This is a genomic window from Pseudoalteromonas sp. N1230-9, assembly GCF_032716425.1.
In the GTDB taxonomy this organism is placed as follows: Bacteria; Pseudomonadota; Gammaproteobacteria; order Enterobacterales; family Alteromonadaceae; genus Pseudoalteromonas.
This window is the reverse complement of record NZ_CP090419.1, coordinates 3,246,093-3,267,604: the sequence shown is the minus strand read 5'-3', so window position 1 is coordinate 3,267,604 and position 21,512 is coordinate 3,246,093. Positions and strand designations below refer to the sequence as shown.

The following is a 21,512-nucleotide window of genomic DNA, read 5'->3' as shown; positions in this document are numbered from 1 at the left end:
AAATAATAAAAGCTCATGGAAGTCTAATAATAAAAACAAAATGGAATGCTACACGGAAGGTAAAAATAATAACAAAATGGAAAACAATAATAATAAAAATAATAAAGACTAAAAAAGTCGAAGGGAGAAGTGTCCAGATAATTGGCGCTCAGATTAGTAGGCGGTAGAGATGTTTTCTCTACCGCCTTTTTATTTGTCCTGTTACAATAGCCCCCGTTTATACGATAAGTATAAAAAGTGCGCAGGTCATCGTGTTGACCAACGTCATCCGCACACACCAAATTCTTCTGGTTATGCCAGCATTACAATGCCTAGAGGCGTTGTGCACAACCTCTTAAGTGAGACGATCAAGATATGAGTAGAAAGAAAAAGTCGCGTAAGATTCCATCAAATGGTCCAGTACGTCTAAGTAAAGAAAAGCTTAGAGAAATGCGCGCACTAAAAGAGCAGCGAGTAAAGAAAACAAAAGGGGCAAAAGCCGGTACTCGCAATGCACCTGATGCTTTAAAAGATGATAAAGCGACAACAAACAGTCAGCCTAAAGATAAGCGAACGGGCAGTAAAAAGCCTGTTTCATTGGTAGCACCAAAAGCTGAACCAAAAGTTGAAATGAAACGTAACTTAAAACCAATGGTTGAGCTTAAGAAAGTGGCTGAGCCTGAGTTAACGCCAGAGCAAGAGTTAGAAGCACTTGAAAGTGACGAGCGCCTGCTTAAGCTTGTTGAGCGTCATGAACGTGGCGAGTTACTAACAGGCAAAGATGCTAAATACTTTAATAGCCGTATTGCGCGTCACCAAGCGCTCTGTAAGCTTTTAGGTATCGAAGATGAAGATGATTACGAAGACGACTTTGAAGATGACTTTGATGCTGAAGGCGAGTCTGACTTTGATAAGTACTTATCAGACGATTTAGCGAATGAGTGGTTTGATGAAGACGATGAGGATGAGCGATGAGCACGAGCTTGATTATTGCCATTGTTATAGGAGCGGCAATTATCGCAGGACTTGCATTTTATGCAGGGCAATTATTGTATAAGTTAAATGTACAAAATAAGTCGATCGCAAAAAAACAAGCTGAGCATGAGCAGCAGCTTGCTGCATCAAAAATGAAGCGTAACGCAAAATTGGCTGACAGCATTCACTTGATAGCGCGTGCTATGAATGAAGAGCAATGCGAATTTTCAGAAGGCTGCTTACGTATCTGGGTATTGATGTCTCAATATAGCTTTGCTGAAGAGTTCGAGCTGAGTGAGCGCTACCCAGGCATTTTTAAAATGTACGAAGTGGTCAAAGACATGCCAACTCACGATGCCCGTAAAAAATACTCTAAAAAAGAGGTTTTCAAAATGGATACAACACGTTGGCGTGCAGAAGAGCAACATAGCGACGAGATAAAAGCGGATTGCGCACGTTTAATTGAAGAGTTTAAAGCCGCACCTGGCAGTGAAAACGTCGTATTCAATTAAGCGGGTTGGTAAAGCTGTTATAAAAAAGCAGAGCAATTTTATTGCTCTGCTTTTTAGTTTGGGCGTGAAAATATCAAATAACCCGTGAAAAACGTGTTTGTTTGATTTGTTGTTGTAAGTGCGCGTCAAAGCACATACAAATAATACGAATAAATAAGTTACCGCGGGCTGTAACAGTGATCTTGTCTTCGCTAACTGACACTAAACCATCAGCACGTAATGGCTCGAGAGCGAGTAGAGCTTCACGGAAATAATGTGTAAAGTTAATTTTAAACTGTTGCTCGATTGTTGGAATATCAAGCTCAAACTGACAAATCAGTTGTTTGATCACCGCTGCACGTAAGGTATCGTCATCACTGAGTAAAACACCTTTACATACCGCGCTGCCAAAACCTTCTTGCACAGCTTTATAATAGTGCTTAAGCTCTTTTTCATTTTGTAAAATGGCATTGCCAATTTGCGAAATTGACGACACACCTAAGCCTAATAAATCACATTGACCATGCGTGGTGTAACCTTGGAAATTGCGGTGCAATTGACCTTTGTTTTGTGCAATGGCGAGCTCATTATCTTTACGGGCAAAGTGATCCATACCGATAAACTGATAGCCCGCAGCTAACATCTGCTCAAGCGTATTTTTAAACATTGTGAGCTTGTCGCTAGCAGACGGTAAGTCTGCATCTTTAATTTTACGCTGCGCTGCGAATCTATCAGGTAAATGAGCGTAATTAAAAACCGACACGCGATCTGGGTTTAATTCAATTAACTGCGAAATCGTCTCTTTAAAGCTCTCTGGTGTTTGTAATGGCAAACCGTAAATCATATCAGCATTAATTGATTTGAAGCCAAGCTCACGAGCCTCACTGATTAAACCTTTTACTGACTGCACGCTTTGTGGGCGATTAACTGCCAGCTGTACAGCATCATTGAAGTCTTGAATACCAAACGAGACACGATTGAAGCCAAGCTTGCGCAGGTGTACTAGCATGCCATCAGCTAAAGAGCGAGGATCAATTTCAATACCGCGCTCGGCATCATCAGCAAAATTAAAGTGCTGCTCAACCAATGCCATTAAACGGCTCATTTGCTCTGCCGATAGAAAGGTTGGCGTACCACCCCCTAAATGCAGTTGCTCAACGCTATAATCAGCAAATAGTGTTGCTTGCTCAGCAATCTCAAGCGCCAAGTTATCTAGGTATAAATCGGCTTTCGATTGATGACGAGTGATCACTTTATTACAACCGCAGTAATAACAAAGCTGACTGCAAAAAGGGATATGAATATACAAAGATAAAGAGCGGCTCTTTGAGGCCGCAATCGCATTGATCATATCTTGTTGTTTATAACCATCAGCTAAAGACAATGCGGTGGGGTAAGAGGTATATCGAGGCCCAGAAATATTGTACTTGTTGATCAGAGATTCATCCCAGCTTGGTAAATTTATCACAGTCAGCACTCCGCAATTAATAGAGTGGCTATTTTAACGAGTTTACTCATTCTGCTATTTGATCTAGGACAATATCAACGTCTACAAACTAGCCAACATAGCAGAGGTAATTGAAAAATAGATAAGTTTACTATTTGAGCAGTTAGAGTATTGATTGTTAAAATAAAGAGTTTTGCTAGTGACAAGGCTAAAAAAAGTTTTTATACTGCAACCCGCTTTAGAGACTTATGTCTATAAACGCATCTAAAAAATTAGCTTTCGCTAATAGCATGGCCCCTTAGCTCAGTTGGTTAGAGCACACGACTCATAATCGTTAGGTCCCCAGTTCAAGTCTGGGAGGGGCCACCATTTTTAAAAGCTTCTCAAGTAAACACCCACTAACAAAATTATTAAGTTATTTCCACGGACGTGCTACGGATCAGTTTTAGGACAATATAAATCGCTAATCACTGTGCGCGTATTTGTCTCAAAACTAATTCACTTGTAATTTATTGCTATAGTTGGGAACAGATAGGTTTGATGAAAGGTTTTGCTAGGTTCTGGTGGGGTTAAATCTTTAGGACTTGATTGCCCTCAGTGACAGCCGAAAATATTAAAATTTGAAGCTAGGGTAATTTAGGTTTTCTTTTTTGTGAGTCAGAAAACTATTTCTATTTTTGTCTACTTTAGATAATACCTAATAAAGAGTAGTAACTTTCTCATTTCTCATTGTCTCTCCATACCTGAAACTGATTTATGATATTAGACGAATCTATGGCTTCGAGTTCATTAAGGTAAGCTTTGACTTCATCAAGTGTCAGTTTTTTAAACTTACATCTATTGAAGTAAGCCTGAAGCTTTTGGTCATGCTTTTTTATTTTTCTGTGCTTTGAAGTGGCAACCCATAGAAATATGTGGAAAAAAGCATCTAAATGTTTACCTTCAACTCTTAATATATTAGCTCTAGCTTCACCAACAGAGTTGCAAAGACAGATTGTATTTATTGCAGAAAACCCCATTACTTCAGCATGTTTAGCGTATTCCTCTGATTCCATGCTGAAATAATTCCAAGCATCATTATTTCTCCCTTCTTTGAAGGCCACTCTCCCTAAATCGCGGTATTTTATCGCATCTTGTATATGCCTACCGTCATAATCAATACCATGGACATCATTTTTAGAGGAATCTTTTATGATTGGGCTTTTTGCTTTAGTTTGAATAGGGTTCTGTAGTGGTTGTTTATGGCTAATAGGTTGTTTATTTGTTTTCTCTATAGTTGCTTCGCTCTTCTTATTCATAATTAGAACTATTGCTATTACTAGGGCTATAACTACGAATATTTCAAGCATTACTTTACCTTTTTACATTAACTTTTTAGCTTTTTTATAGCCCACTTTTGTTTGTATCATTTTCTATTCTGAAAAATGAAGCGTATTGGCCTCAGGCTCTTCCTTTCGAGTGATCAAACCAGATGAAACAGGCTTTATTGTGGATATAGCAAACTTTGTTAGCTTACATACAGTATCAATTCGTGCTTCTGGGGTTAATTCATTTAATAAGCTAGGTAAGTTTTCAAATTCAGCCGCTAGAACATTAACCAACACTGATCTTCCCCTGAACAACTAGACATCTTTTATTTTGAAATTGAAGTAAGATTAGGTCTTTATTATGAAACATAACAGACACCCACAGCGAGTGTCATGTTTAATGTGGAATACACCTTACCTTTGCGGCTTTGGCAACCTCATCAGGTTGGGCTGAAAGTACTTTTACACATTCTTGCGGCTGGTTTTTGTATGAAAATAATACCGTCTTTTACAAAGTGTATTCCGTCAAACTTCTTATCCCTCGCTTCTAAGGCTTTAAAACATTCTTTAACAAGAAACTCTTGATCACGATCTTTATAATCGGATATGAGATCATAAAATGAGATGTCTGTAACGTGAAGTAAGTAGTTTGGATTTATATCGAAGCGACCACTTACACTCCCGTTCCCTAATTTAGATGCCAAATCTAAAGCTTTTTTAGTATCCAGCACTGTAAATACTCCAAGAAGTTCCATTAGCTCAATAGGGTTTTGGAAATTCCCTGCTGTGTATATTGTCCAACTTACGCTGTTGAAACAAATGTCATTGATGTGCTGAGCATTGTCTTCAGCATTAACTGGTAAGTATTTCAGAATTTGCTCACTTAGAGGCATATAAACATTCCTTATTTATATTAAAACACTATATTAACACAAAAATAATTTTAGGAATTGAAATGCACCATCAATTGCATCTCTAGCCTGAGTGATATTTGCACAGACATAAATTAGAGTGTGCTTAAGTGAAGTGTGGTAGAGTGATTTTGATACGACACTTATGTCTGCACCACTTTGTCTATGTAATGTTGCAAAAGTACGTCTTGAGCCATAGGTCTTTGGTCTAAGATTAGGATTTGAATGATGCAGTCCAGCTAATGTAATAGCTTCCCTCCAAACTCTATCTCACTCCAGTGATATCCATGTTTTGATTTAATCCTAGAAGGAAATACAAAACGACCTACTCCACACTTTATTTGTCTTTTACTTAAAATGTCTACTACTAAATTTTGAAGCAGTATTTCATAGTTCTGGCGGGTTTTCGTCAGTGTTGCGGGAATCATCTTGGCCGCGATAATAAATTTACATCATTCCAGCACATCGATTTCACCTTAGACAGCCGTGCACCTGTATAAGGCAATACCTAAATTATTATCTGCTGCAGATCCAACTTCAGATTTATTTAAAGTAGCTTTTATGTCCGAAGCGTCAGCTGATGCTGCTGGCGAGACTTTAGAATTAAAAACTGGTATACCTGCATTTAAAACAGCAGCTGTTTTGAATGCATTAAGTGCAGGTATTCAAATTAAAACCATGTGGGATATACAGGCGATTGAAAGTAGCTTTGCGCAAAGCCCCATGCAGTTTGAAAAGTTATTCGCTGATTGGAGAAGCTGGAATATCGCAGAGCGTTATCAGGTGGCACAATGAAAAAATTTTTAGTTTTATTATTACCAAGTACATGCTTTGCACAGTTTTCAGATTTATCTTTGTGTGAGGATAAGCAAACTATGTTAGGTATGGACTTTTATGATAAGTGCGTAGGTGTGGCAGACGCCTCTGTACATAAATTAAAGTCTGATATAACAGCGAAGCAACTTTATGATTACATCACAATGGGCATCAAAGATGTGAACGCTTTAGAAAAATACCTTTCTGATGACTTGATTGGTATAGTGCACGCATTAATATCGATTGACCCAAACCCGCTTTATTACACGACTGTTGGTAATAATATTTTAGTGAACACAAGAGAAGGGCTAAATATTTTTGAAAAGCATGATGGCTATTGGCTGCAAAAGTTAGTATCAAACAGACCTCGTGAGGAATATGATTCATCCGAAAACTAATTCAATATTGAATAATCATTTAAGTAAACCTCACTTATACAGCCTAAGGGTTAATGCAGATTAAAAATTATTCGCCGCTTAAAAAGCCGGTATAAACACCGGCTTAAAACATATTTAAAGTGCTAATACTGGCTGATTACTTATAACCATTAGGGTTATTGCTTTGCCAACGCCACGTATCTTGCATCATTTCATCAATACCTCGCTCAGCTTGCCAACCTAGTTCATTGAATGCCTTTTCAGTTGCAGCGTAACAGGCGGCTATATCGCCAGAGCGACGTGGTGATATTTGGTAAGGTACGGCTTGACCACTGGCTTTCTCGAAGGCGTTGACCATCTCTAGTACTGAATAGCCGTTTCCTGTGCCAAGGTTATAAATATGGGCGCCTGTATTATCGGCAATGCGTTCTAATGCTTTTAAGTGGCCTAACGCCAAATCAACCACATGGATATAATCACGAACACCGGTACCATCTTTTGTATTGTAGTCATCGCCAAATACGCTGAGTTTTTCGAGCCTTCCTACAGCAACTTGTGAAATATACGGCAGTAAATTATTTGGAATATCATTAGGATCTTCACCAATGAGGCCTGATTTGTGCGCCCCTACAGGATTGAAGTAGCGTAGTAATGCTAGCGCAAAACGGTCATCTGATTTAACGATGTCTTGCAGTATCATTTCAACCATAAGCTTAGATGTGCCATATGGGTTGGTTGTGCCACCCACAGGAAAATCTTCACGAATAGGTAAGCTCGCAGGGTTGCCATAAACGGTTGCAGATGAACTAAAAACTAATTTGAATACACCTGCATCACGCATGGCATCCACTAATGTAAGGGTACCTTGCACATTGTTTTGATAGTACTCAATAGGTTTAGCAACAGATTCGCCTACAGATTTTAAACCAGCAAAGTGGATCACGCTATCAATGTTATGATGCTTGAAAATCTCATCAAGGCATTCTCTATCTTGTACATCTCCTTGATAAAAAGTAATTTCTTTTTCAGTGATTTGCTTAACGCGTTTAAGCGATTCGTTGGATGAGTTACTTAAGTTATCAAGTACAATAACTTCACTACCTTGTTGAAGTAGCTCTAACACTGTATGAGAGCCGATATATCCAGCTCCGCCGGTGACTAAAATGGTCATAAAAGCTCTAAGATTAATATGTGGTTGAATAGCCTCTATTTCATCATACTTTGTAGCAAAATTATATTCTAAATTTACAATAGTAAGGAGAGCCTATTGTCTTGCTTTGGGTTACATTTTATACCATATTGGTTACAAGTGAACGATGTGGTTAAGCTATAGTTAAAGGTGAATGTTTAGTTTATATAACCGTATTTCGATGGAGAGAAAGATGAATACATTAAAGAAAATAACTCTCGCTATGATATTTGTATTGCCAGCCTTCACCTATGCGGGAGAGGCAAAGGTAAAATGGCACGACTTTGATGATTATCGGGATGTACGTCCAGGGAATAACTCAACTAAAGGATCATTTCATAAAAGCGTAGCGAACAACCTTGAAAAACACTTTAGCAAGCTTGCTGAAAAACTACCAGAAGGGTATACGCTTAATGTTGAGGTGACGGATCTTGATCTTGCTGGTGATGTTCGTTTTGGTTCGATGAACGAACTGCGCATTATTAAGCCAATTTATTTTCCTAGAATCGATTTAAATTATTCAGTGACAGACAAAAGTGGCAAGGTATTAAGCGAGGCCAGCGATGTAAAACTCAAGGACATGGGCTTTATGGATCGTATGAAAATGGGCCGTGATGAAGCCTATTATTACGATAAACGTTTGATCACTGATTGGTTTGAAGATGAGCTATTACCATCATTAAACCTTGGCGAGTAATTACTAAAAGCAGTAAGCCGTCAGTTTTAAGCAGAACTGTGTTGTTTGTGGGTTCTGTTTTAATTTGTAAGCTAGACGTTGAATGTTAGGCACGCCAAGCAAGCTTGACGTCTACGTTTGATGTAGGCGTGAAATTTATTTCGCGCGATCGCCTCTATTTACAACAAATGAAATAGAGGCTTCTACGTTACTTAAACGTCGCTAACAGTTGTAATAACTGTTGAAGCTTAAAAACTGTTTTTTTCAGTTTTTCTTCGTCCATCCCGTCGTTGCTTAAGCTTTCTACATCAGCAGCAACATCGAGAACATAAGGTTTAAAGCGTTTGGCTTCAAAATCAAAGCCTACATCTTGTGCAAATAAGGCTTTAAACTTACCATGGCCTTGCTGCTGTAAATCATCTAATTTTTTATCAGCATCAAGTGCCTGACGATAAACGATTTTTAGGTTAGCATTGAGTTGTTCAATAATTGAATCCATTTTTTTCCTAAAGCTTTAGACTGCAATGCCGATATAGTACGTGGATTGTTATAAAAAGTCAGGTAGTGAACTATGAATATATCAGGATCAAATTTACCGGCAATGAGTGGCGGTGGTGAAAGTGCGGAGCTTTATAGTGCTGCTCTTGCAAAAAAACAGCAAAAAGCTGAAGGCGCTGCTGCACTTGCTCTTATTGAAGGTGCTGCAGTAAATTCGAGCGCCGCACAAACACCTGCAAAGTCTGTAACCGCAACGTTGGGTAATAACATAAACGTATATGTGTAACTAAACTAGATTGAGGTCGATAGGAGTTTTACTTTTTTCTCCACCGATCTCTCTAACTAGTTTGGGTACTAAAAAACCAGGTAATGCTGCTAGCATATCTGACATTATTTGTTTTGCTAGTTGCTCAGGTATATCAAAATGACTCGCCCCTTCCACTTTATCAAGTAGGTGCAAGTAATAGGGCAGTATGTCAGCATCGAATAGAGCCTCACTGAGGGCTATTTGCGCCCTTGCTGTATCATTCACATCTTTTAATAACACCGCTTGATTTAACAAAGTGACCCCCACTACTTTTAGCTTTTGCATAGCAGCTTTAAAGTCATCATCAATTTCGTTTGCATGATTAATATGGTTGATAAACACCACTTTTAAAGGTGATGCTGCAAAACGGGCACACAGCTCATCGGTAATTCTTGCTGGGATCACCACAGGCAAGCGGCTATGAATACGTAGGCGTTTAATTTGTGGAAGCTGTTCTAACTCATCCATAAACCAACTAACAGCATCGTCTTTGGCCATTAATGGGTCGCCACCACTTAAAATAACTTCGTTGATGTTGGTATCTGCTTTTATATAGGCGAGGGCTTCAATTAAACTACGCTTATTCAATTGATTTTCTTGATACGGAAAGTGGCGCCTAAAACAATAACGACAATTGACCGCACAGCCTGTTTTAAACATGACCAAAACACGAGAGCGATACTTGTGTAATAAACCAGGTTGGTCGTTATCTTGCTCTTTTAATGGATCTTTGTCGTATCCTGTTTGTGCTAAAAACTCTTGGTGCCTTGGCATCACTTGCAGCAAAAGTGGGTCTTTGATGTCGCCATAACGCATTTTTTTGATAAAAGGCAGCGGCACGCGGACAGGAAAAAGACTGCGTGCTTTAAGGTCTTTTTCGTCTACTTTGCTTGATAATCCTAGCATTTTTAGCAAGCGTTCAGGGCAAGTGACAACATTTGCCAATTCTTTTTGCCAGTTTTTATGCAAATTTACTTCATTTCTTTGTATCATTGACACGTAGATTACTCGAAATTATTTAGACAGAGGAAACGATGGCGAATTATAGCACCAATGAGTTCAAGGGCGGCCTAAAAATTATGTTAGACGGTGAACCTTGCAGCATCTTAGAAAATGAAATGGTAAAACCAGGTAAAGGCCAAGCGTTTAACCGTGTTCGTATTCGTAAACTTATTACAGGTAAAGTACTAGAAAAAACATTCAAGTCAGGTGAAACAGTTGAAGGTGCAGACGTAATGGATACAGACTTAGCGTATCTATACACTGACGGTGAGTTCTGGCACTTTATGAACAACGAAACATTTGAGCAAATCGCTGCTGATGAAAAAGCGCTTGGCGACAATGCAAAATGGTTAGTTGAAAATGACGTTTGTACAATCACACTTTGGAACGGTAGCCCAATCGCTGTGACGCCACCAAACTTTGTTGAATTAGAAATCACTGAAACAGATCCAGGTCTAAAAGGTGATACAGCGGGTACTGGCGGTAAACCAGCAACATTAAGCACAGGTGCTGTTGTTCGTGTTCCTCTATTCGTACAAATCGGCGAAGTGATCAAAGTTGATACACGTAGCGGTGAATACGTGAGCCGTGTTAAGTAATAGGCTTAATTAAGCAATTTGTTATAAAATCCCAGCTTATGCTGGGATTTTTTTTGGGAAACACTATGTCTAATGTCCTTTGGCAACCAAGCGCCGATATCGAAACTTTACGCGAGCGTGCCGTCATCATCCGCCGTATTCGCGAGTTCTTTTATGCACGGGATGTAATGGAGGTTGAAACGCCAAGTCTTAGTGCTGCCAGCGTAACCGATGTACATTTAGCCACATTTAGCACAGAGTTTGTTGGTCCTGGTCATGCTGGTGGCTTGCTATTGTATTTACAAACGTCGCCTGAGTTTGCTATGAAGCGTTTACTTGCTGCGGGCTCTGGGGCTATTTTCCAGCTTTGTAAAGCATTTCGTAATGAAGAGGCGGGTAGCCATCATAACCCTGAATTTACAATGCTTGAGTGGTATCGCCCAGGTTTTGATGAATTTGCGCTTATGGATGAAATGGATGAGCTTATGCAATTAGTGCTCGGCGTAAAACCCGCAGAGCGGCTAACTTATCAGCAAGCCTTTATTAATGCATTAGCTGTAGACCCTTTAACGGCTGATATTAGCACATTGCAGCAACTAGCAACGGAGCAAGGCTTTGCCGATATTGCTGCGCATGAAACACATCGCGATACTTTGTTGCAGCTATTATTTTGTATGAAGGTAGAGCCAACGATTGGCCAAGAAAAGCCTTGTTTTGTTTATCATTTTCCTGCATCGCAAGCCGCTCTTGCCCAAATTTGCCAGCATGATGAGCGGGTAGCAGGGCGCTTTGAGTTATATTTTAAAAATATGGAACTGGCAAACGGCTTTAATGAACTAACGGATGCTAAAGAGCAGGCTGCTCGCTTTAAAGAAGATAATCAATACCGTGAAGCGAATGGCTTAAAACAAGTGCCAATGGATGAGCGTTTAATAGCTGCACTTGAAAATGGGTTACCGCAATGTGCTGGTGTGGCACTGGGAATTGATCGACTCATTATGCTGGCAACCAATAAGCAAAAGATTAAAGACGTGATTGCCTTTGATGTTGAAAGGGCTTAATTGTAGGAGCGGGTTTACCCCGCGATTTTCGTTGATTTTAAAAGCGCGACATAAAGTCGCGCCTACGGTTTATAGCTCGTAAATAAATGTCACACCGGCAACCATAGGTTCGCCAAGTTGTGTGTATGTGTGAGTCGCGTAACCGTCTAATGGGTCGTTACCAAACTCAAAGCCACGGGTTGGTACGTCTTCATCAAATAAGTTACGTGCCCATGCATTAATGCTCCAATTATCACTTTCATAACCAAATGAAGCATTTACTAAGTTAGTGCTTGGTGCTTGTGAGTTGTGGCTATCAGAGAAGTAGTAATCGTCTTTGCCCTCAACACCAATTGATGCGTAAAGTGCTGGCGTAAAGTTATAGCGCGCAGTGAATGCATATTGGTATTTAGGTGCTTGTGCTTGGTCACGACCATCTTGATCTAGGCCTGATTGCGCAACAAAGTCATTAATTTCTGTATGTAGATAACCTGCACTACCCGTTAGTAGTAAGTTGTCAGTAGCTTGGAAGCTGCCTTCAATTTCTAAACCGTAGTTTTCGCCAGAGCTTGCGTTATCGATATAACCTGTGAACTTTTGACCTTCAACTTGCCACGATTTTAGCTGCATATCTTCGCGATACATGTAAAAAGCGGCTAAGCGTAATACAAATCTATCGTCAAGTGAGCTGCCTTTCACACCAAACTCACCGCTCCATAAATATTCAGGGGCAAATGATGTGTGGTTCGCAAAGAAATCAGCATCTAGATTTAAGCCTTCATCTTTTGCTTTTGCCAGTGCTTCAGAGTTAATACCGCCTGCTTTGTAGCCACGAGTAATACTGGTGTAGATCATGGTGCGATCAATCACTTGGTATTCAAGAGCAAGTTTACCACCCACCATGACATCATCGGTTTCTTCAATAAAGCCATTGTTATCAATGTAGTCGCCTTGATATTGCTCAATGCGCAGACCCGTAATTAAGGTTGTTTTTGGCCCTATAGGGGTTGCTACTTGACCATATGCAGCGATGTTGCTGGTTTCATAATTTGAGGTAAAAGGTTGTGTCAGCCATGTGTATTGGCGTTCCAAGTCAACTTCACGACCTTGATAATAAATGCCCGCTACCCATTCGCCAGACTTACCATTAAATTGCAGTTCGGCCGCTTGATCTTTGCGATCGCGCAGGTAAGTATCTGTTGAGCTATAGCCCCACTCATGTAAACCAGCGGCGCATAGTTCTGGCTGAGCTTCATCATTACACACCCAATCTTCGTCAAAACTGTAAAGTAGCTCACTGTCGATACCTGACACATTAAGGCTTACATCAAATAAATCGAAGCCGGTGTATGTATTGGCAAGGCCAACTGCAATGCTTTCTTGGTTATCTTCGCCTGGCTCATCAGCAACACTGTAACGGCTATTATCGAGTGTAAATGCATCGTAGCCATTATTAATATCAATATAGTGAACACTCAGCTCTGTGCGTAAGTTATTTGTTAGCTGGCTGTGTAATTTAAAGCGAGAAACGAGCTCGTCTTGTTGCTGGGTATCTTTGTTTAAATAACGGTTTTCAACGTAACCATCAGACTCACGTTGATAAATGCTAGCGCGCACTGCGGTGTCATCGGTAATACCCGTGCTGGCAGCAATACCTGCCTCATAGCTATTGTAATTACCTGCGCCAAGCTGCACTTTTACACTTGGATCAAGGGTTGGTGCAGCTGATTCCATTTGAATCATACCGGCAAGTGCATCAGCGCCAAAGCGTGTGCCTTGTGGTCCACGGTAAATTTCAACTTGGTCAACATCAAATAATAATGAACTACCACCAAGGCCAGAGTAGTTAATACCGTCGATCACCAAACCTACAGATGGGTTAATTGGGTCAACAAACTGTGAGCGCAAACCAACACCACGAATTTGCACATAACGACCTCGTGATGCGCCAGACGTAAAGTTTACATTCGCGGCACTTGCTAGCATCTCATCTAAAAACTTAGCGCCTCGCTGATTGATCTCATGATCAGAAAATAAGCTGGCGCTGGCGCTAAGTGTTTGAATACTTTCTTTTTGGAAATCACCAGTGACTAAAATTTTTTCTAGCTCACCGTCTTCAGCATAAGCGATTGTTGATGCTGCAAATAATGGCAAAATAGCAGCAGATAATAATGATAAACGTCGTTTCATGCGGTTCTTAACTCCATTTTAGGGACTGCTATTCTAGCAAGCCTGCTGGCCAAATGGCTATTGCTACCCAAACAAAGTGAATCTTTAGGTTGTTTAGGTATTTATGATATAAACGCAGGCAATTATACGTAAATTGATTAGGAATACGACTATGACCTTTAAAGTTGACTTTAAAGTGCGAGATTATGAGTGCGATTTACAAGGCATTGTTAACAACAGTGTGTATTTTAATTATCTTGAGCACGCACGTCATGAGTTTTTACATGCCAAAGATATCGATTTTGCAAAATTAGCCAAAGAAAAAGTGAATCTTGTGGTGCTTCGCAGTGAAATGGATTACAAAGCCTCTTTAGTACCAGGCGATGAATTTTATGTTGTGGTAGAACCTGAGCGAGTTAGCCGAATAAAATTTGCTTTTAGACAAACTATTTATCGTAAATGTGATGATAAAGTGATGCTGCAAGCATTTGTGATTGGCACGTCAGTTAATGAAAAAGGTCGTCCTTTTTTACCAGAAGAAATCGATAAGTTATTCAAATAACCCTTGTTGTTCTATAAAGAGCTAGCTTAGAACATTTTTTTACAGATAAAACATGTTTTTTTAACGATCAAACGCGTTAAATATTGTTATCATTACTAAATTGAAAATAAAGTCGAAAAATATATGAAGCTAGTCGCCTTGCCAATTCTTTTTGTATTATTTTGTGTGGGATGCTCATCAACTGGGAGCGTGTCAAGCGAGCACTTAAAATACACACAATGGCAGCTATCAAAAATAAATGGTTTATCTATCCCTGTGTCACAAAGTGCATCAATGCGTTTTATTGAAGCCATGCAAATTAATGGCTTTGCGGGTTGTAATAAATTTTTTGGTGAAGGGCAGCTCGTCGAAGACACATTGAAAGTAAATAAGCTAGGTATGACTCGTAAGTCATGCGGTGAAAAAGTGGATGAGCTAGAACAGAAATTATTGATGACTTTAAAGCAAGGCGCAGCAATTTCATTGAATGATGAACAGTTGGTGTTACAAGGCGAGCATCACTTCACTTTTATCGTTAAAAACTAAAACGCTTAGCTTGCAGCTATTTTTTAACTCACGTACACTCATTGTGTTTTTATAAAACAACGAATTTAAACTTGTCGGAGTGCCTTTAATAAGGCTGAGATCGCGAAAGCGGGATCCGTGAACCTGATCAGGCTAACACCTGCGTAGGGAACAAGCTGCCTCGTTAGGCGCTTGTGCGCCAAATATAGGGGCATAAGCGGCATAGGCTGCAACAGTAAGTGTTTATCTTACTAACGATCCAATGGCGTTTGCCACTCTCTATTGCGCTTGCAATATCTGACAAGACAACCCTTAAAGCAATGAGGTAAGTCATGTCAAACACAACAACTAAACCGTCTCGCCGCGAAACTCGTGCGGCTGCATCTGATTATATTTACAACCTAACCGGTCAACCTTTTCCTAACTCACATAAAGTCTATGTTGAAGGCACACAAGATAACGTACGTGTGGGAATGCGCGAAATCACTTTAAGTGATACCTTTGTTGGTGGTACTGAAGAGAACCCCGTATTTGAGCCCAATGCACCAATTCGTGTTTACGATACATCAGGCCCTTACACTGACCCTGATTTTCAACTTGATGTACGTAAAGGTCTTGAAAAATATCGTGAAAAGTGGATTGAAAGCCGCGGCGACACTGAAATTCTTGATTCTGTTACGTCGCAATTTTCGCAGCAGCGTATGGCAGATGAAGGGTTAGATCATATCCGCTTTGAACATCTACCAAAGATCCGCCGTGCAAAAGCGGGTAAAAACGTGACCCAAATGCATTATGCGCGACAAGGTATTGTAACGCCTGAAATGGAATATGTGGCGATCCGCGAAAACATGGGGCGCGCTAAAATTCGTGAAGAGTTACTCGCTGCCCAGCACAAAGGCGAATCGTTTGGCGCCAGTATTCCTGATTTTATTACCCCTGAATTTGTGCGTGATGAAATTGCCCGTGGCCGCGCCGTGCTGCCTAACAACATCAATCACCCAGAAACTGAGCCGATGATTATTGGCCGAAACTTCTTAGTTAAAGTGAATGCGAATATTGGTAACTCGTCGGTGACTTCATCAATCGAAGAAGAAGTAGAAAAAATGGTGTGGTCGACTCGTTGGGGTGCCGACACAGTAATGGACTTATCAACGGGTCGTTATATTCACGAAACTCGTGAATGGGTAGTACGTAACTCGCCAGTGCCAATTGGTACCGTGCCGATTTATCAAGCCCTTGAAAAAGTAAACGGTGTTGCTGAAGACCTAACGTGGGAGATTTTCCGCGATACCTTGATTGAACAAGCAGAACAGGGTGTTGATTACTTTACCATTCACGCAGGAGTGTTGCTGCGTTACGTGCCGATGACGGCAAAGCGTGTGACTGGTATTGTTTCGCGTGGTGGTTCAATCATGGCGAAATGGTGTTTAGCGCATCATAAAGAAAACTTTTTATATACTCACTTTGAAGATATTTGTGAAATTTTAAAACAGTATGATGTGTGTTTCTCATTAGGGGATGGCTTGCGCCCAGGCTCTATTGCAGATGCCAATGACGAAGCCCAATTCAGTGAATTACGTACTTTAGGTGAGCTGACAAAACTGGCTTGGAAACATGATGTACAAGTGTTTATCGAAGGCCCAGGCCATGTGCCAATGCATATGATCAAAGAGAACATGGAAGAGCAGCTAAAACACTGTGAAGAAGCACCATTTTACACCCTTGGCCCATTAACCACGGACATCGCCCCTGGGTATGACCATTTCACATCAGGCATTGGCGCTGCGCAAATTGCGTGGTACGGCTGTGCCATGCTTTGTTATGTAACCCCTAAAGAGCATTTAGGCTTACCAAACAAAGAAGACGTTAAAGAAGGTTTAATAACCTACAAAATTGCTGCCCATGCCGCCGATTTGGCAAAAGGCCACCCAGGTGCGCAAGAGCGTGATAACGCACTATCAAAAGCGCGCTTCGAGTTCCGTTGGCACGACCAATTTAACATCGGTTTAGACCCTGAACGCGCCCGCGAATATCACGACGAAACACTGCCGCAAGAATCAGGCAAGATAGCTCATTTTTGCTCTATGTGTGGTCCTAAATTCTGCTCAATGAAGATCACCCAAGAGGTACGTGATTACGCTAAAGATCTTGAACAAAGAGGTATTGATTTTAATACCTTGGGTGAAGGCATTGAAATCAAAATGGTTGATGTCGAAGCCGAGATGAAAGCGAAATCAGAGGAGTTCAAAAAAACAGGCTCTGAGATTTACCACAAAGCAATTTAGGCTAGTTGTAGGCGCGATTTTATATCGCGCTATTTGCTTAAATCTTATCGTTTAAGGCTGAGGTTAATATGTCTTACAACATTGCAGTGATTGGTTTTGGCTTAACGGGGCGCTTAGCGGCATTGGCGTTAAGTAAGCAGCATCAAGTTACGGTGTTTGAACAAGATGATGAACATGCTAGCAACAGTGCCGGCAGCGTTGCCGCAGCGATGTTGGCACCCCTTGCGGAATCAGTCCTGTGTGAACAGGATTTAGCCCTACAAGGGCTTAATAGCATCACTCGTTGGCAGCAAATTTTAAGTGAGCTTGATGACGCTGTGTATTTTCAACAAACAGGCAGTTTAGTGGTTGCTCATCAGCAAGATAAGGGCGATTTACAAAGTTTTGTGAGCCGCTTAAAACCGCTTGAAAGCTATCAGGCACAGGCATTGGTTGGTACTCAAATCGCTGACCTTGAGCCAGAACTTGCTGGGCGGTTCCATCAAGGTGTGTATTTACCCTGTGAAGGGCAGCTCGATAATCAGGCATTTTATAGCGCGAGTTTTAAAAAACTTACCTCGCAAGGAGTGCAATTTAACTTTGGCTGTAAAGTTGAATTGAACGCCCATCAAGTAAATAGCCAAAGCTTTGATTATGTATTTGATTGCCGCGGCTTAGGTGCAAAACAATCTGAACCTTTACTGCGTGGAGTAAGAGGGGAGGTGGCGCGTTTATATGCACCAGAGGTGAACCTAACCAGACCGATACGATTGATGCATCCGCGTTACCCAATTTATATTGCTCCTAAGCCAAACCATCAATTTGTGATTGGTGCGACTGAAATTGAATCGCAAGACCGAGGTAAAGTCACAGTGCGCTCAGCGCTGGAGCTATTGTCTGCTGCTTACACGGTGCATAGCGGCTTTGCTGAAGGGCGTATCGAGAGTTTGCAGTCGGGGCTTCGTCCAGCGTTTGCAGACAACCGCCCGAAAGTCACAAAACAAGGTCGAGTGATCAGTATTAATGGCTTGTACCGTCATGGCTATCTACTTGCGCCTAAAGTGGTTGATGATGCAGTGAGCTTAATTGCTTAAGGATAAAAATGAATATTTTAATTAATGGTCAGTCAGTGACAGTGAACGACAATGCATCGCTCACTCAGGCGTTGAGCCAGTTTGGCGCAAGACCTCCATTTGCCGTTGCCGTTAATGGTGACTTTGTACCGCGCAGCCAATGCGATGCTAAACCCCTCAACGAAGGCGACAGCATTGAGTTATTGTCGCCAATTCAAGGAGGCTAAGATGGATAGTTTTTCAGTTTATGGTGAGCAATTTACGAGTCGCTTACTGATTGGCTCAGCACTGTACCCTTCGCCAAGTGTTATGACAGAGTCGATAGTGACCTCACAGGCTGAAATTGTCACGGTTTCATTAAGACGCCAGCAAAGCGCTGCTGCGGGTGATGATTTTTGGCAATTGATAAAAAACACTGGGTTAAAGGTGCTGCCAAATACGGCGGGTTGTCATAGCGTGAAAGAAGCAGTGACCTTGGCACAAATGTGCCGCGAAGTGTTTGCCACTGATTGGATCAAGTTAGAACTGATTGGTGATGAATATAATTTACAGCCAGATCCAATCGCACTGCTCGAAGCCACTAAAATTTTATTGGCCGAAGGCTTTAAAGTTTTACCTTATTGCACTGATGATTTAGTGCTGTGTCAGCGCCTCGCTGATTTAGGCTGCGAAGTACTAATGCCTTGGGGCGCGCCGATTGGCACGGGTAAAGGCTTGCTGAATCCTTATAACTTAAAAATGATCCGTGAGCGCTTGCCAAACCATACGTTAATTGTTGATGCGGGATTAGGTTTACCATCTCATGCCTGCCAAGCGCTTGAATTAGGGTATGATGCGGTATTATTAAATTCGGCAATTGCGGGTGCAGGTTGCCCAGTAACGATGAGTAAAGCGTTTAAGAGTGCTGTAGAGGCGGGTCGATATAGCTATGTGGCTAAAGCGATGCCAGAAAAAGACGTAGCAAGCCCGTCAACGCCGACGCTCGGTATGCCATTTTGGCATCAAGAATAAAATGTGAGGAATAACATGAATCAGGTTGTATGGACCATAGCTGGCTCAGATTCGGGCGGCGGTGCAGGAATTCAAGCCGACATCAAGGCAATGCAAAGTTTTAATGTACATGGCTGTACGGTTATTACTGCTTTAACGGCACAAAATAGTCTAGGTGTAGAAGCACTTAACCCGATATCAACAGAAGTGATTGAGTCGCAACTATTAGCCTTAGCCAGTGATATGCCTGCCAGCGTGATTAAAATTGGCATGCTTGCCAATGTGCAGCAAATACAGCTTATTAGTGAGCATTTAAAACATTACAAAGCAACTTGGGCAGAGCCGCCTTTGGTTGTTTATGATCCGGTTGCCATTGCCTCAAGTGGTGATTTATTAACAGAAGAAGATACTGTTAGTGCTATCAAAGAGTGTTTATTGCCATTAGTCGATGTTGTAACACCGAACACCCACGAAACGCAGTTATTAACTGGTGTTTACCTGATTGGTCCAAGCGCAGTGAAAGAAGCCGCCGAGAAGTTAACAGGCTATGGTGCAAAAGCGGTGATCATCAAAGGGGGTCATTGGGATTACCCAAGTGGCTACTGCATTGATTACTGCGTGCAAGGTGAGCAGGCATATTGGCTTGGCAACGAAAAAATTCAAACTCCGCATAGTCATGGTACTGGATGCAGTATGGCTTCTGTGATTGCCGCGTGTTTAGCCAAACAGTATCCACTCAAAGATGCCTTTATTTTAGCGAAAGCCTATATAAACCAAGGATTAAAAGCAGCCGTTCGTTATGGTGAAGGGATTGGCCCCGTTGCGCATACTTGCTTTCCTACAACGCTGGCGGATTATCCACAAGTCATCGAGGCGGGAAGTTGGCTTGGTGATGAACTCGACTTTGATTGCCCGGTTGATTTTACCATGGCCGCAGGCTTTGCCGAGTGCGACTCTAAACAGCTAGGGTTATATGCCGTTGTTGATACGGTTGATTGGTTAGAGAAGTGTTTAGCCGAAGGGGTTAAAACCGTTCAATTAAGAGTGAAAAATGCAGACGATGCAACACTTGAAGATGCCATTGCAAGTGCGGTTATGCTGGGGCAGAAGTACGATGCGCAGGTATATATTAATGATTATTGGCAATTGGCGATTAAGCACGGTGCTTATGGTGTGCATTTAGGGCAAGAAGACTTACAAACCGCTAATTTAATTGCCATAAAAGAGGCAGGGTTACGCTTAGGTGTGTCGACCCATGGCTTTTATGAAATGCTACGTGCACATAATTACAGACCAAGTTATATGGCGTTTGGCGCTATTTACCCAACCACCACCAAAGACATGACAGGACAAATTCAAGGTTTAGAAAAGCTCGAAAAATTTGTGCCGTTAATGGCTGATTATCCAACGGTGGCAATTGGTGGAATTGACTTATCTCGTGCTGAGCAGGTTGCGAACACAGGTGTTGGCAGTGTTGCCGTAGTACGTGCGATTACTGAAGCCGAAGACTACCAATTAGCCATTGCCAAGTTAAAACAGCTGGTCGAAGGTCAGTCTTAGCATGAGCGCGTTAAGCGACAAAGAGCAAATTCGTTATAGCCGCCACTTGCTATTAAAAGAGGTGGGGCTTGCGGGTCAGCAAAAGTTAAAGGCTGCTCATATTGTGGTTGTCGGAGCGGGTGGACTTGGCTCCCCAGCACTTTTTTATTTAGCGGCGGCGGGTATCGGAACGCTCACTTTAATAGACGATGATAAGGTTGAGCTTTCAAATCTACAGCGACAAATACTCTATAAAGTAAACCATATGGGGCAGACAAAAACACAGGCGGCTGCCAAGGTGTTAAGTAGTTTAAATAATCAAATTACGGTTAAGCCCCTATGCCAAAAGCTTGATGAAAGTAACAGTGCTGAGCTTCTTGATGGCGCTGACATCATCCTTGATTGCAGTGATAACTTTGCTACCCGTTATTTGGTTAATCGCTATTGTTTAGCTAAATCTATCCCACTTGTATCAGCCGCTGCCATTGCAACGCAGGGGCAGGTGATGAGTTTTGATTTTCGTGATGAACAGAGCCCTTGCTATGGCTGTGTATTCCCGCAAACGGAGGAGCAAACAGTACTTAATTGTGACAATGCTGGGGTATTGAGCCCGTTACTGGGTGTTATGGGAAGCATGCAAAGTTTATTGGCTATCAATATATTGCTTGGCCATAAAACGGGTAGCGAGTTTATTCAATTTGATGGGCTAACACTAATGCAGCAGCGCTTTAATATTCAAAAAGATAGTGAGTGCTCAGAGTGTAATCGTGGGGTGTAGGCGCGATTTATAGTGAATTTTAAGCAAACCACTTTTGCTC

General features: G+C 41.4%; 24 protein-coding genes, 1 tRNA gene and 1 riboswitch. Of the genes, 17 read left to right on the top strand and 8 right to left on the bottom strand.

The window, feature by feature from the left end; genetic code table 11:
- Positions 1 to 354: 354 nt before the first annotated feature.
- Entirely contained in the window at positions 355 to 954 is a 600-nt protein-coding gene (gene yihI / locus LY624_RS15320; RefSeq protein ID WP_341803397.1) for a Der GTPase-activating protein YihI, read from the top strand.
- Positions 951 to 1,466, top strand: a complete 516-nt coding sequence (locus tag LY624_RS15315; RefSeq protein WP_341803396.1) for a DUF2489 domain-containing protein — start codon at positions 951 to 953, stop codon at positions 1,464 to 1,466. Before yihI ends, LY624_RS15315 begins: the two co-directional genes overlap by 4 nt.
- A 73-nt stretch (positions 1,467 to 1,539) precedes the next feature.
- Here the strand turns inward: LY624_RS15315 and hemN are convergent, their stop codons facing one another.
- Positions 1,540 to 2,913 carry an oxygen-independent coproporphyrinogen III oxidase gene (gene hemN, locus LY624_RS15310; protein WP_341803395.1) on the bottom strand — a complete coding sequence of 458 codons (1,374 nt, stop codon included), beginning with the start codon at positions 2,911 to 2,913 and terminating at the stop codon, positions 1,540 to 1,542.
- A 271-nt stretch (positions 2,914 to 3,184) separates the two neighbouring features.
- Here hemN and LY624_RS15305 point away from each other — a divergent pair.
- Positions 3,185 to 3,261 (top strand) — tRNA-Ile (locus LY624_RS15305).
- Between the two features lie 350 nt (positions 3,262 to 3,611).
- On the opposite strand, the gene LY624_RS15300 is transcribed toward LY624_RS15305, so the two are convergent.
- The 3 genes from LY624_RS15300 to LY624_RS15290 form a co-directional block, all read right to left on the bottom strand.
- Positions 3,612 to 4,241 (bottom strand): hypothetical protein, encoded by a 630-nt coding sequence (locus LY624_RS15300; RefSeq protein ID WP_341803394.1) that lies wholly within the window; start codon positions 4,239 to 4,241, stop codon positions 3,612 to 3,614.
- A gap of 63 nt (positions 4,242 to 4,304) precedes the next feature.
- A complete protein-coding gene (locus LY624_RS15295) occupies positions 4,305 to 4,496 on the bottom strand; it encodes a hypothetical protein (RefSeq protein ID WP_341803392.1) in 192 nt (63 codons plus the stop codon).
- Between the two features lie 143 nt (positions 4,497 to 4,639).
- Complete coding sequence (locus LY624_RS15290; RefSeq protein WP_341803391.1) at positions 4,640 to 5,092, bottom strand: hypothetical protein; 453 nt, start codon at positions 5,090 to 5,092, stop codon at positions 4,640 to 4,642.
- A gap of 579 nt (positions 5,093 to 5,671) precedes the next feature.
- Here LY624_RS15290 and LY624_RS15285 point away from each other — a divergent pair.
- Together LY624_RS15285 and LY624_RS15280 are read left to right on the top strand one after the other, a co-directional pair.
- A complete protein-coding gene (locus LY624_RS15285; RefSeq protein ID WP_341803390.1) occupies positions 5,672 to 5,905 on the top strand; it encodes a hypothetical protein in 234 nt (77 codons plus the stop codon).
- A complete protein-coding gene (locus LY624_RS15280; protein WP_130149287.1) occupies positions 5,902 to 6,324 on the top strand; it encodes a hypothetical protein in 423 nt (140 codons plus the stop codon). The genes LY624_RS15285 and LY624_RS15280 overlap by 4 nt, the downstream gene beginning before the upstream one ends.
- Before the next feature lie 136 nt (positions 6,325 to 6,460).
- Here the strand turns inward: LY624_RS15280 and galE are convergent, their stop codons facing one another.
- Entirely contained in the window at positions 6,461 to 7,474 is a 1,014-nt protein-coding gene (gene galE / locus LY624_RS15275; protein ID WP_341803389.1) for a UDP-glucose 4-epimerase GalE, read from the bottom strand.
- Between the two features lie 211 nt (positions 7,475 to 7,685).
- Between galE and LY624_RS15270 the strand changes: the two genes are divergently transcribed.
- On the top strand, positions 7,686 to 8,189 hold the full coding sequence (locus LY624_RS15270; RefSeq protein ID WP_130149289.1) for a DUF3016 domain-containing protein: 504 nt from the start codon (positions 7,686 to 7,688) through the stop codon (positions 8,187 to 8,189).
- A 187-nt stretch (positions 8,190 to 8,376) separates the two neighbouring features.
- Here the strand turns inward: LY624_RS15270 and LY624_RS15265 are convergent, their stop codons facing one another.
- Positions 8,377 to 8,667, bottom strand: coding sequence for a prephenate dehydrogenase (locus LY624_RS15265; protein ID WP_341803388.1), 291 nt, complete (start codon positions 8,665 to 8,667; stop codon positions 8,377 to 8,379).
- Between the two features lie 72 nt (positions 8,668 to 8,739).
- On the opposite strand from LY624_RS15265, the gene LY624_RS15260 reads away from it, so the two are divergent.
- Positions 8,740 to 8,952 (top strand): hypothetical protein, encoded by a 213-nt coding sequence (locus LY624_RS15260; protein ID WP_062568520.1) that lies wholly within the window; start codon positions 8,740 to 8,742, stop codon positions 8,950 to 8,952.
- Here LY624_RS15260 and epmB read toward each other — a convergent pair whose 3' ends face one another.
- A complete protein-coding gene (epmB, locus tag LY624_RS15255) occupies positions 8,953 to 9,966 on the bottom strand; it encodes an EF-P beta-lysylation protein EpmB (RefSeq protein WP_341803387.1) in 1,014 nt (337 codons plus the stop codon).
- Positions 9,967 to 10,007: 41 nt separating this feature from the next.
- On the opposite strand from epmB, the gene efp reads away from it, so the two are divergent.
- Both efp and epmA read left to right on the top strand, forming a co-directional pair.
- Positions 10,008 to 10,574 (top strand): elongation factor P, encoded by a 567-nt coding sequence (gene efp, locus LY624_RS15250; RefSeq protein WP_062568522.1) that lies wholly within the window; start codon positions 10,008 to 10,010, stop codon positions 10,572 to 10,574.
- Positions 10,575 to 10,639: 65 nt separating this feature from the next.
- Positions 10,640 to 11,614 (top strand): elongation factor P--(R)-beta-lysine ligase, encoded by a 975-nt coding sequence (gene epmA, locus LY624_RS15245; protein WP_341803386.1) that lies wholly within the window; start codon positions 10,640 to 10,642, stop codon positions 11,612 to 11,614.
- A 69-nt stretch (positions 11,615 to 11,683) separates the two neighbouring features.
- Here epmA and LY624_RS15240 read toward each other — a convergent pair whose 3' ends face one another.
- Complete coding sequence (locus tag LY624_RS15240) at positions 11,684 to 13,783, bottom strand: TonB-dependent receptor (protein ID WP_341803385.1); 2,100 nt, start codon at positions 13,781 to 13,783, stop codon at positions 11,684 to 11,686.
- 151 nt (positions 13,784 to 13,934) lie between these two features.
- Between LY624_RS15240 and LY624_RS15235 the strand changes: the two genes are divergently transcribed.
- The 8 genes from LY624_RS15235 to LY624_RS15200 all read left to right on the top strand — a co-directional run bounded on the left by LY624_RS15235 (position 13,935) and on the right by LY624_RS15200 (position 21,472).
- On the top strand, positions 13,935 to 14,324 hold the full coding sequence (locus LY624_RS15235; RefSeq protein WP_130149295.1) for an acyl-CoA thioesterase: 390 nt from the start codon (positions 13,935 to 13,937) through the stop codon (positions 14,322 to 14,324).
- A 189-nt stretch (positions 14,325 to 14,513) separates the two neighbouring features.
- Positions 14,514 to 14,849 (top strand): META domain-containing protein, encoded by a 336-nt coding sequence (locus tag LY624_RS15230; RefSeq protein ID WP_341803384.1) that lies wholly within the window; start codon positions 14,514 to 14,516, stop codon positions 14,847 to 14,849.
- Positions 14,850 to 14,914: 65 nt separating this feature from the next.
- Positions 14,915 to 15,016, top strand: a riboswitch (TPP riboswitch).
- A 144-nt stretch (positions 15,017 to 15,160) separates the two neighbouring features.
- Positions 15,161 to 17,113, top strand: coding sequence for a phosphomethylpyrimidine synthase ThiC (gene thiC / locus LY624_RS15225; protein ID WP_341803383.1), 1,953 nt, complete (start codon positions 15,161 to 15,163; stop codon positions 17,111 to 17,113).
- 68 nt (positions 17,114 to 17,181) lie between these two features.
- Positions 17,182 to 18,186: an FAD-dependent oxidoreductase gene (locus LY624_RS15220; protein ID WP_341803382.1), complete on the top strand. Its 1,005-nt coding sequence runs from the start codon at positions 17,182 to 17,184 to the stop codon at positions 18,184 to 18,186.
- 8 nt (positions 18,187 to 18,194) lie between these two features.
- Positions 18,195 to 18,392, top strand: a complete 198-nt coding sequence (gene thiS, locus LY624_RS15215; protein WP_341803381.1) for a sulfur carrier protein ThiS — start codon at positions 18,195 to 18,197, stop codon at positions 18,390 to 18,392.
- Position 18,393: 1 nt separating this feature from the next.
- Positions 18,394 to 19,176 carry a thiazole synthase gene (locus LY624_RS15210; protein ID WP_341803380.1) on the top strand — a complete coding sequence of 261 codons (783 nt, stop codon included), beginning with the start codon at positions 18,394 to 18,396 and terminating at the stop codon, positions 19,174 to 19,176.
- A 15-nt stretch (positions 19,177 to 19,191) separates the two neighbouring features.
- Positions 19,192 to 20,715, top strand: a complete 1,524-nt coding sequence (gene thiE, locus LY624_RS15205) for a thiamine phosphate synthase (RefSeq protein ID WP_341803379.1) — start codon at positions 19,192 to 19,194, stop codon at positions 20,713 to 20,715.
- A 1-nt stretch (position 20,716) separates the two neighbouring features.
- Entirely contained in the window at positions 20,717 to 21,472 is a 756-nt protein-coding gene (locus tag LY624_RS15200) for a HesA/MoeB/ThiF family protein (protein WP_341803378.1), read from the top strand.
- The last annotated feature ends 40 nt before the right edge of the window (positions 21,473 to 21,512 follow it).

Bases quoted from the DNA above. Each gene is read 5' to 3' on its own strand.
- LY624_RS15235 (WP_130149295.1), top strand. From the start codon at position 13,935: ATGACCTTTAAAGTTGACTTTAAAGTGCGAGATTATGAGTGCGATTTA.
- LY624_RS15210 (WP_341803380.1), top strand. From the start codon at position 18,394: ATGGATAGTTTTTCAGTTTATGGTGAGCAATTTACGAGTCGCTTACTG.
- LY624_RS15265 (WP_341803388.1), bottom strand. From the start codon at position 8,667: ATGGATTCAATTATTGAACAACTCAATGCTAACCTAAAAATCGTTTAT.
- LY624_RS15280 (WP_130149287.1), top strand. From the start codon at position 5,902: ATGAAAAAATTTTTAGTTTTATTATTACCAAGTACATGCTTTGCACAG.
- epmA (WP_341803386.1), top strand. From the start codon at position 10,640: ATGTCTAATGTCCTTTGGCAACCAAGCGCCGATATCGAAACTTTACGC.
- LY624_RS15220 (WP_341803382.1), top strand. From the start codon at position 17,182: ATGTCTTACAACATTGCAGTGATTGGTTTTGGCTTAACGGGGCGCTTA.
- epmB (WP_341803387.1), bottom strand. From the start codon at position 9,966: ATGATACAAAGAAATGAAGTAAATTTGCATAAAAACTGGCAAAAAGAA.
- LY624_RS15200 (WP_341803378.1), top strand. From the start codon at position 20,717: ATGAGCGCGTTAAGCGACAAAGAGCAAATTCGTTATAGCCGCCACTTG.
- LY624_RS15270 (WP_130149289.1), top strand. From the start codon at position 7,686: ATGAATACATTAAAGAAAATAACTCTCGCTATGATATTTGTATTGCCA.
- LY624_RS15290 (WP_341803391.1), bottom strand. From the start codon at position 5,092: ATGCCTCTAAGTGAGCAAATTCTGAAATACTTACCAGTTAATGCTGAA.
- LY624_RS15260 (WP_062568520.1), top strand. From the start codon at position 8,740: ATGAATATATCAGGATCAAATTTACCGGCAATGAGTGGCGGTGGTGAA.
- thiC (WP_341803383.1), top strand. From the start codon at position 15,161: ATGTCAAACACAACAACTAAACCGTCTCGCCGCGAAACTCGTGCGGCT.
- galE (WP_341803389.1), bottom strand. From the start codon at position 7,474: ATGACCATTTTAGTCACCGGCGGAGCTGGATATATCGGCTCTCATACA.
- LY624_RS15285 (WP_341803390.1), top strand. From the start codon at position 5,672: ATGTCCGAAGCGTCAGCTGATGCTGCTGGCGAGACTTTAGAATTAAAA.
- thiS (WP_341803381.1), top strand. From the start codon at position 18,195: ATGAATATTTTAATTAATGGTCAGTCAGTGACAGTGAACGACAATGCA.
- LY624_RS15300 (WP_341803394.1), bottom strand. From the start codon at position 4,241: ATGCTTGAAATATTCGTAGTTATAGCCCTAGTAATAGCAATAGTTCTA.
- efp (WP_062568522.1), top strand. From the start codon at position 10,008: ATGGCGAATTATAGCACCAATGAGTTCAAGGGCGGCCTAAAAATTATG.
- LY624_RS15240 (WP_341803385.1), bottom strand. From the start codon at position 13,783: ATGAAACGACGTTTATCATTATTATCTGCTGCTATTTTGCCATTATTT.
- thiE (WP_341803379.1), top strand. From the start codon at position 19,192: ATGAATCAGGTTGTATGGACCATAGCTGGCTCAGATTCGGGCGGCGGT.
- LY624_RS15315 (WP_341803396.1), top strand. From the start codon at position 951: ATGAGCACGAGCTTGATTATTGCCATTGTTATAGGAGCGGCAATTATC.
- yihI (WP_341803397.1), top strand. From the start codon at position 355: ATGAGTAGAAAGAAAAAGTCGCGTAAGATTCCATCAAATGGTCCAGTA.